The organism is Bacteriovorax sp. DB6_IX (assembly GCF_000447775.1).
In the GTDB taxonomy this organism is placed as follows: domain Bacteria; phylum Bdellovibrionota; class Bacteriovoracia; order Bacteriovoracales; family Bacteriovoracaceae; genus Halobacteriovorax_A.
In genome coordinates, this window is record NZ_AUNJ01000083.1 from 1 (window position 1) to 7,578 (window position 7,578).

The following is a 7,578-nucleotide window of genomic DNA, read 5'->3' on the forward strand; positions in this document are numbered from 1 at the left end:
AAGACTTTTAGCGAGTTATTAGCTGATCAAATTATGGATGTTAATAATCTTCAAAAAGAAGCTAACGTAGCAGTTGAAAAGCTAGTAAGTGGAAAAAGTAAGAATATCCATGAAACAATGCTAGCTGTAGAAAAAGCAGAAATTGCATTTAAGACAATGAACCAAGTAAGAACAAAGGTCATTGAAGCATATAAAGAAGTAATGAGAATGCAAGTTTAATACTTAGCTAACAATACAGACCTGAGAATAGGATGTTCTCAGTAAGTGAGTCAGGATGAAAGATTTAATAGAAAAGGTTGTACGAAATTTTACTGAATTCTTTAACAGTCTAGATGCTGGAAAGAAGATCAGTTTAGTGACTGTCGCATCTTTTATTGTTATTACACTGATCGGGGTTGTTCTTTGGGCATCAAAAACTCGTTATAAGGTACTCTATACAGACCTTAATAAAGAGGATTCGAACAAAGTTCAAATTTTTCTAAAGGAAAATGGAGTCTCTGTTCAGGTTAGTGATGATCAAAAAACAGTTAGTATCCCAGAAGATATGGCCGAAGTAACAAGACTGAAGATGTTAACTTCAGGTTTCTCGTTTTCAGGTACCGTAGGATATGAAGTTTTTGACAAGCAATCATTTGGTACAACAAGTTTTGTACAAAAAGTTAATAAGCAACGTGCTCTAGAAGGTGAGCTCGTAAAGACGATTAAACACTTAAGAGGTGTTAAGAGAGCAAGGGTTCACTTAACAATCCCTGAGTCTTCACCATTTGTTTCTGAGAAAAAACCACCAACAGCTTCTGTTGTTCTTGAGCTTGATCAAGGTGTAACTCTAACAGAGTCAGAAATTAAAGGTGTTTCATCTCTTGTTGCAAGTTCTGTTGAGGGAATGAGACCAGATGCGGTTGTTATTCTCGACCATAGAGGAAAGAAACTTTCTGAGAATATTGGGGATTCTGTCACAGCTAATACAGCAAACAGAATTGCTCTCCAATCTAAGATTAATAGAAAGTACGAGGCCCAAATTGAGGAGATTCTCTCAAAAGTCGTTGGTCAGGGAAAGGTTATTGCAAAAGTATCTGTTGATATGGACTTTACAGAGTCAATTTCAACAAAAACTGAATATGACTCTGAAAATAAAGCTGTTCTCTCAGAAGTTACTAATACTCAGGCGCTACAGGGGTCGCGACCTTCTCCTCAAGGAATTCCTGGGGCGAGAGCGAATTTACCTGGAGAGAGACCTCAACCAGGGATTCCTGAAACAAGAAATGATGTAAAGAAAGAATTGGCCACTCGTAACTATAATGTACCAAAAAAGGTTACGAAGTCGAAGAACCCAACAGCTAGTATTCAGAGAATTACTGCTGCTGTCATGATTGATGGTAAGAGAGTGCCAACAATGGTTGATGGAAAGAGTGTCATGAAGTACGAGCCTTGGTCGGAAGCAGATATTGCGAACTTCCAAGCTATTGTTTCTTCGACGCTTGGAATTGCCATGAAAAGAGGTGATAAAATCACTATTAAGAATATGGAATTCCATCAGGAAGATATGGAGTCTATCGAAGCTCTGATGAGAGAGCGTGAGAACCGTGATCTTATTAAGAATATCTTCAAGTACCTTGCGGTTGGACTGACGATTTCACTATTCTTCTTCGTTGTTGTTAGACCATTTATCCAGTGGGTTACTGACAATACGGTTGAGACAGTTGAAGACTTCCTTCCAAAAACACTTGAAGAACTTGAGAAGGTTCAGGCCAATCAAAAGCTGCCTGGACTTGAGGATGCACTTCCTCAGATAGAAGAAAAGCTAAACCCTGAAAAGATTGAAGGGAATATGCTAAGAGAAAAGATTATCTCTCTTGTTGAAGGTAACCCTGCTAAGGCAGCGCAAATTCTTCATGAGATGATTCATAACAATGAATCAGATAAACAAATTGCCTAAGGAATAAGGAGTAGGTCGTGGCAGAATCACTAGATCCAGAAGTTGAATACTCACTACTATCGGGTCAGGACAAAGCATCTTTGTTATTGAGTTCACTAGGTGTGAATACAACTCAATTGATATTCTCATATATGAGAGACAATGATGTTAAAAGAATGATTAATGCCATGTCTAATATTAAGAGGGCTCCGATTTGGATGATCAAACGTGTACTTGAAGAATTCTATTCTCAGTTGAACGAGGAAAATGACCTACTTTTCTCTGACAACTCAGGACGTGACTTCATCATCAATGCACTTGGTGAAGATAGAGCGAAGCAACTTCTTGGACAAATTGTTGATGTTGGAACTGCCAATACTCTTGAATCACTTGAACTTGTTGATACAAGAACATTAGCTAACTTCTTAATTAACGAGCACCCTCAGACGATTGCTCTTATTGTTGCTCACCTTAATCCAGAGAGAAAGGTTGATGTCCTTAGACGTCTACCAGAAGGGCTTCAGGCAGAAGTTGTTCTAAGAGTTGCAAACCTTGACTTCGTTTCTCCTGAGCTTATTGCACAACTTGATGATGTTCTTAAAACAGAGCTTTCTACTCTTGGATCAATTGACACTAACCAGCTTGGTGGTGTTGAGCCAATCGCTGATATGCTTAACCTTATGGATAAGAACTCTGAGAAAAATATCATGGGGCGTGTTGAAGAGAAAGACCCAGAGCTTGCTGAAGAAATTAGAAAACTTATGTTTGTTTTCGAAGACCTTGTCTATGTTGACGACAGAGGGATTCAGGCACTTCTTAAGGAAGTTGATCAGAATAAAATGGTTATTGCTCTTAAGACAGCGCCTGAAGAAATTAGAGCTAAACTATTTAAAAACATGTCAAATAGAGCGGCAACACTTCTACAGGAAGACCTTGATGCTCTTGGACCAACGAAACTATCAGATGTTGAGAAAGCTCAATCAGAGATTGTACAAAAATGTAAGGATCTTGAGGCACAAGGTAAAGCATTTATCTCTAGAGGTGGAGATGGAGACGCACTTGTTTAATGCATTAATTGCATAATGGATATATATGAAAGATATAGAATTTGATGTCGAAGAATATGAGTTTCAATCCTTTTCAAGGCCAATTAACGCTGGAGAGGTTGAAGAATTTAACTTTCAAGATCTTGAAGGTAAATCTATTAGTGAGATTGAAAGACATCAAGAAATTATCCAGATAGAAAGAAGAAAGTCAGCAGATACTGGTTTTGATATTTCTCCAATTGTTCGCCAACACCGTGGAATGGATGAACAAGAGGCCATGGAACGTGAAAATCGTATCATGGATGAAGTTAATAAGAGAGTTGCCAAACTAGAAGAAGAAGCCTTTAAAAAGGGTTATGAAGAGGGGATGAGTAAGGGACGTGAGGATGTTTATGAGCAAACTCGTGCTGCTACAGATGAAAAACTTATCGCTCTCTCAGAAATGATCTCTGATACTTTATCAACTAAAGAAGAGATACTTAAGGCACAGAAAACTCAGCTTTATACCTTAGTAAGAAATCTTACTAAATGGATTATCCTTAGAGAGTTAAAAGATGATGGGCAATATATTGAACGTCTTCTTGAAAAACTTATTGTTGAAGCTCAGACAAAATCAAATCTTCTTGTTCAGGTGGATCAAAAGCATTTTGAACAAATGCCAGAGGTTTTAGAAGTAGTTCAAAAGAAGCTTGGACAATTCTCAAATGTAAGAGTTGAAACTGATTATGATATTCAGGGAACAGGAATTGTTGTTGAGTCTGAAAATGGTATTATCAATGGTTCTCTTGTGGAACAACTCAATAGTTTAGATAAAATATTTGAATCTGTAGGACTTGCATCTGAAGAGGATAATAAAGTAGAGGGACATGACTCTTAATAAATCACTAGACATTGAATCTCTCCATAAAACATACGAGTATTCAACTCCATATCAGAAAGTTGGTAAGGTAAGAGCTTCAAAGGGGATGCTCTATGAAGTGAACCTAGCCAGAGCTGTTATTGGTTCAAATGTTGAGTTTCAAACTGAATTTGGTGATAGTTGTCTAGGTGAGGTTGTTGCTATTGATGGAAACAAGTGCATGGCGATGCCTTATCAAGAAATTACAGGTATTAATTCTGAAACAAGAGTTTATCTTAAAGACCTTACAACGACTGTACGTGTCGGTGAAGAATATATTGGAAGGGTTATTGATTTTCAAGGGAACCCTATTGATGGAAACGGTCCCATTGAAAAGCCAAGCGAAGTACGTAGTATTTACGGAACACCTATAAATCCTCTTGAAAGACCACCTATTACAGAATCATTAGATACTGGGGTTAATGCAATTAACGCCTTTATGACTGCTGGGAAAGGGCAACGTTTGGCCATTATGGCCGGTTCAGGTGTTGGTAAGTCTGTGACACTTGGGATGATTGCTCAGAAATCTTCTGCAGATGTTAATGTTATCGCACTAATTGGAGAAAGGGGAAGAGAGGTTCGTGAGTTTATCGAACATGATCTTGGTCCTGAAGGGTTAAAAAAGTCAATCGTCGTCGTTGCGACTTCTGATACGTCACCGCTAATTAGAATGAAAGCAGCTCACGTGGCAACTACATTTGCTGAATACTTTCGTGATCAAAATAATGACGTTCTTCTCATGATGGACTCTATTACACGTTTTGCTATGGCCAATAGAGAAATTTCTCTTTCTGCGGGAGATCCTCCTGGTCAAAAGGGTTATACACCGACGGTATTTGCTCAACTTCCAAAATTAATGGAAAGAGCTGGTACTAAAGCTCATGCCGGAACAATTACTGGAATTTATACTGTTCTTGTTGAAGGTGGAGATATGGATGAGCCAATTGCCGATGCGGTAAGAGGGATTAGTGATGGACACGTTATTTTGAGTCGTGAACTGGCATCTAAAAACCAATTCCCAGCAATTGATGTTCTTCAATCTCTATCTAGGGTTATGAATAAGGTTGTGACAAATGAGCACAAGATTGTTGCAGGTCACTTAAGAGACTTAATGTCTGCTTATAAGAATAATGAAGATCTTATTAACGTTGGTGCCTATGCAAGAGGGTCAAATCCTAAAGTTGATAAGGCCATGGTGATCTATGACCAGCTAATGGATATGCTTAAGCAGTTTCAGGGCTTGCATCAGCCTATGACGATGGAAGAGTTATACGATCAAATGGTAACTCTAGCAAAACTAGCCGAGGATACAGTTAATCCTCCAGTTGTTGAAGATAACTAGAGGTAAATCATGGCAAAGAAGTTTAAATTTAAGTTAGAAGGTTTGCTTAAGGTTAGAGAGTTCAAGGAGAAGAAGATTAAACTTGAACTTGGGGAAATCCTAAAAGAAATTGAGGCAACAAAATCTCGAATTGCTAAGGATGAGCTTGATATTGAGCAAGCATATGATGCTCAAGAAAAATTTCTAAGTGAGCCAACCTCTGGTCAAATGGCCCAGTTCTTTCCTCAATTTATAAATACAAAGAAAGAAGATATTAAGGCCCAAGAGAATATTTTGGGTGCTCTCAACAGAAGCTATGATGCGAAAGTTCAAGAACTTGCGCAAGCTAAGGGAGAAGTTAAAATCTTAGATAATTTAAAGGATAAGCATGCTACGGCACATAGGAAAGAGATGGATAAGAAACTTCAAGAATCCATTGATGAGTTGACTATGGCCAAGAAGCATAAAGAGAGAATGTTATGAAAACAATAATCTTTTTCGTATGTTTAACAGTATTTGGACAATCCTTTGCTCAGGACAAAAAAACTGAGGCGAAGAGTGATAAGTTGGAATTTACTAAAGAAGAATTTAGACAAGCTGTTTATGCTGAACTCGATAAGAAAATGAAAAAGATTGGACGCAGTCGTCTCTTGGATTTTGCAAAAGAACTTCTTGAAAAAGAGGAAGCTCTTGCAGAGAGAGAAAAAGTTGTGGCCAAGAGAGAAGAACAAATCAAAATGAGTGAAGATGATTTAAAAAAGCGTTTTGTTGAATTTAAGTTAACTCAACAGAACTTCTTAGCTTGTTTAGATAAAGAGGATAAAGAAGTTGATAGAAGAGTTTCCCATATGGTTGATGTTGTTTCTGGTATGAGACCACAAACGGCCGCGAACTTATTATCACAGCAGGATCCATCAATATCAGTTAAGATTATGGGGCTTTTGCCTCCTCCTAAAGTGGCAAAGATTTTTAATCTCATGGATAAAGAGATCTCATCACGTCTACAAAAACAATATATGACGATGAAGAAGTAGTTACTCTAAAACAAAAGATGCCTTATAAATAGGCATAATTCTCTCATGAGAGAGAAGGTCGATTGTATAAGTGTTACCTTTTTTCGTGATATACCATTGTTCAATACCAATATGTCTCAAGTGATGATTAAGAAGATGATTCTTATCGTAAAAAAATGAGACCACATCTTGTAACGGTTTTTTCTCGTAATAGCTTGCAAGTGGATATGGCGTAATTCCAATTAAGCTATAGATTCCTTTGAAGTTATCAATATACCATGGTCGAGCAATACTTGTGACACTATCTCTTTCTTCTTGATCCTTTAAAACACCTAAATCAATTCCACCAATGAAGAGATTAAATGACTGGTCTTTATTGGAAAGGACTAGGTCAAGCTTATTATCATTTATCTTATAATTGAGTTTTGAGAGTTGATTAACTAAAGTGTAATCGAATGGCATTCTGTTCTTATCACTTGTGGCAACATCTTCAAAATTCTTCATTTTCTTGTCGTTTCTATTGTAGCTATGTCCTGTATAGACGCCATCGACCTCAAATCCACTTAATCCAATTTGATATTTGTTGATTTCATCATATTTGTGGAACTGATGTGAAACCCATTCACATGTTTCCTTTTTCCCAATACTCTCTGCCTGATATTCCCATTAAATGCTTAGGTGCTCTGAAGGAATAGGGAGGTCTTGACTTATTCTCTCCGCATGGTGTTTTAACATAACTCAACGCTGGATATTCTCCGACATCACCGGATTTCTTTCTTGTTTCATGGAGAAATCTTTCGTAATCTATTTCACCTAAATCACGCTTAAAAGACTTAACTTCTTTGAAACCCTTTACAGAGCTAAATTCTTCAATGATTGAATTTGCATTACAATTTGCAGCTAGCTTTTCAAAGTTAGAAAGTTTTTTCCAGGTATAATTATCTTCAAAATACTTTGACCAAATAGAGACAAGTTTATCTTTAAGAGATTGATTTGGTACTTCATGATTCTCAAACTCCTTTAAGTAGAAGTCGGTAGGCCTAACTTCTGTATAAATATTTTCCCAGTCTAGTTCCGGGATATTTTTAGTAAGAATACTAGTTGGAACTTGAAAGTAACCTTTTATGATTCCAGGGATTTCGTATTCAAAGTTACCTAGTCCACGGCAGTTATTTGTCAGAATAAAATTAGTAATAGGATAGGATTTATATTCCCTGGCCATCGAAAGCTCAAAGAGGCTTTTTAAAGAGGTACCAAGAGATTCGAATATAAAGGACTTCCTTTCATATTCTGAGAATGTTGCATCATTCTTTGCACACACAGGGATTTGTCCTTATGTTGGTATTTCCACATTATTTTAGTGAGATCAAATTGGTCCAACTTGT

General features: G+C 37.2%; 9 protein-coding genes. 7 read left to right on the plus strand and 2 right to left on the minus strand.

What is annotated here, in order from left to right:
- The 7 genes from fliE to M901_RS02605 form a co-directional block, all read left to right on the plus strand.
- A partial coding sequence (gene fliE / locus M901_RS02575) for a flagellar hook-basal body complex protein FliE (RefSeq protein WP_021276603.1) occupies positions 1-219 on the plus strand: 219 nt, incomplete at its 5' end.
- 55 nt (positions 220-274) lie between these two features.
- Positions 275-1,936: a flagellar basal-body MS-ring/collar protein FliF gene (gene fliF, locus M901_RS02580; protein WP_021276599.1), complete on the plus strand. Its 1,662-nt coding sequence runs from the start codon at positions 275-277 to the stop codon at positions 1,934-1,936.
- A 17-nt stretch (positions 1,937-1,953) separates the two neighbouring features.
- Entirely contained in the window at positions 1,954-2,982 is a 1,029-nt protein-coding gene (fliG, locus tag M901_RS02585) for a flagellar motor switch protein FliG (RefSeq protein ID WP_021276607.1), read from the plus strand.
- A 25-nt stretch (positions 2,983-3,007) separates the two neighbouring features.
- Positions 3,008-3,838, plus strand: coding sequence for a FliH/SctL family protein (locus tag M901_RS02590; protein WP_021276602.1), 831 nt, complete (start codon positions 3,008-3,010; stop codon positions 3,836-3,838).
- Entirely contained in the window at positions 3,828-5,201 is a 1,374-nt protein-coding gene (locus tag M901_RS02595) for a FliI/YscN family ATPase (protein ID WP_021276604.1), read from the plus strand. Before M901_RS02590 ends, M901_RS02595 begins: the two co-directional genes overlap by 11 nt.
- Before the next feature lie 9 nt (positions 5,202-5,210).
- Positions 5,211-5,663 (plus strand): flagellar export protein FliJ, encoded by a 453-nt coding sequence (gene fliJ, locus M901_RS02600; RefSeq protein ID WP_021276606.1) that lies wholly within the window; start codon positions 5,211-5,213, stop codon positions 5,661-5,663.
- Positions 5,660-6,214, plus strand: coding sequence for a hypothetical protein (locus tag M901_RS02605; protein ID WP_021276601.1), 555 nt, complete (start codon positions 5,660-5,662; stop codon positions 6,212-6,214). The genes fliJ and M901_RS02605 overlap by 4 nt, the downstream gene beginning before the upstream one ends.
- Here the strand turns inward: M901_RS02605 and M901_RS02610 are convergent, their stop codons facing one another.
- Positions 6,215-6,697 (minus strand): hypothetical protein, encoded by a 483-nt coding sequence (locus M901_RS02610; RefSeq protein WP_021276600.1) that lies wholly within the window; start codon positions 6,695-6,697, stop codon positions 6,215-6,217.
- 118 nt (positions 6,698-6,815) lie between these two features.
- Complete coding sequence (locus M901_RS02615; RefSeq protein WP_021276605.1) at positions 6,816-7,514, minus strand: hypothetical protein; 699 nt, start codon at positions 7,512-7,514, stop codon at positions 6,816-6,818.
- Positions 7,515-7,578: the final 64 nt, after the last annotated feature.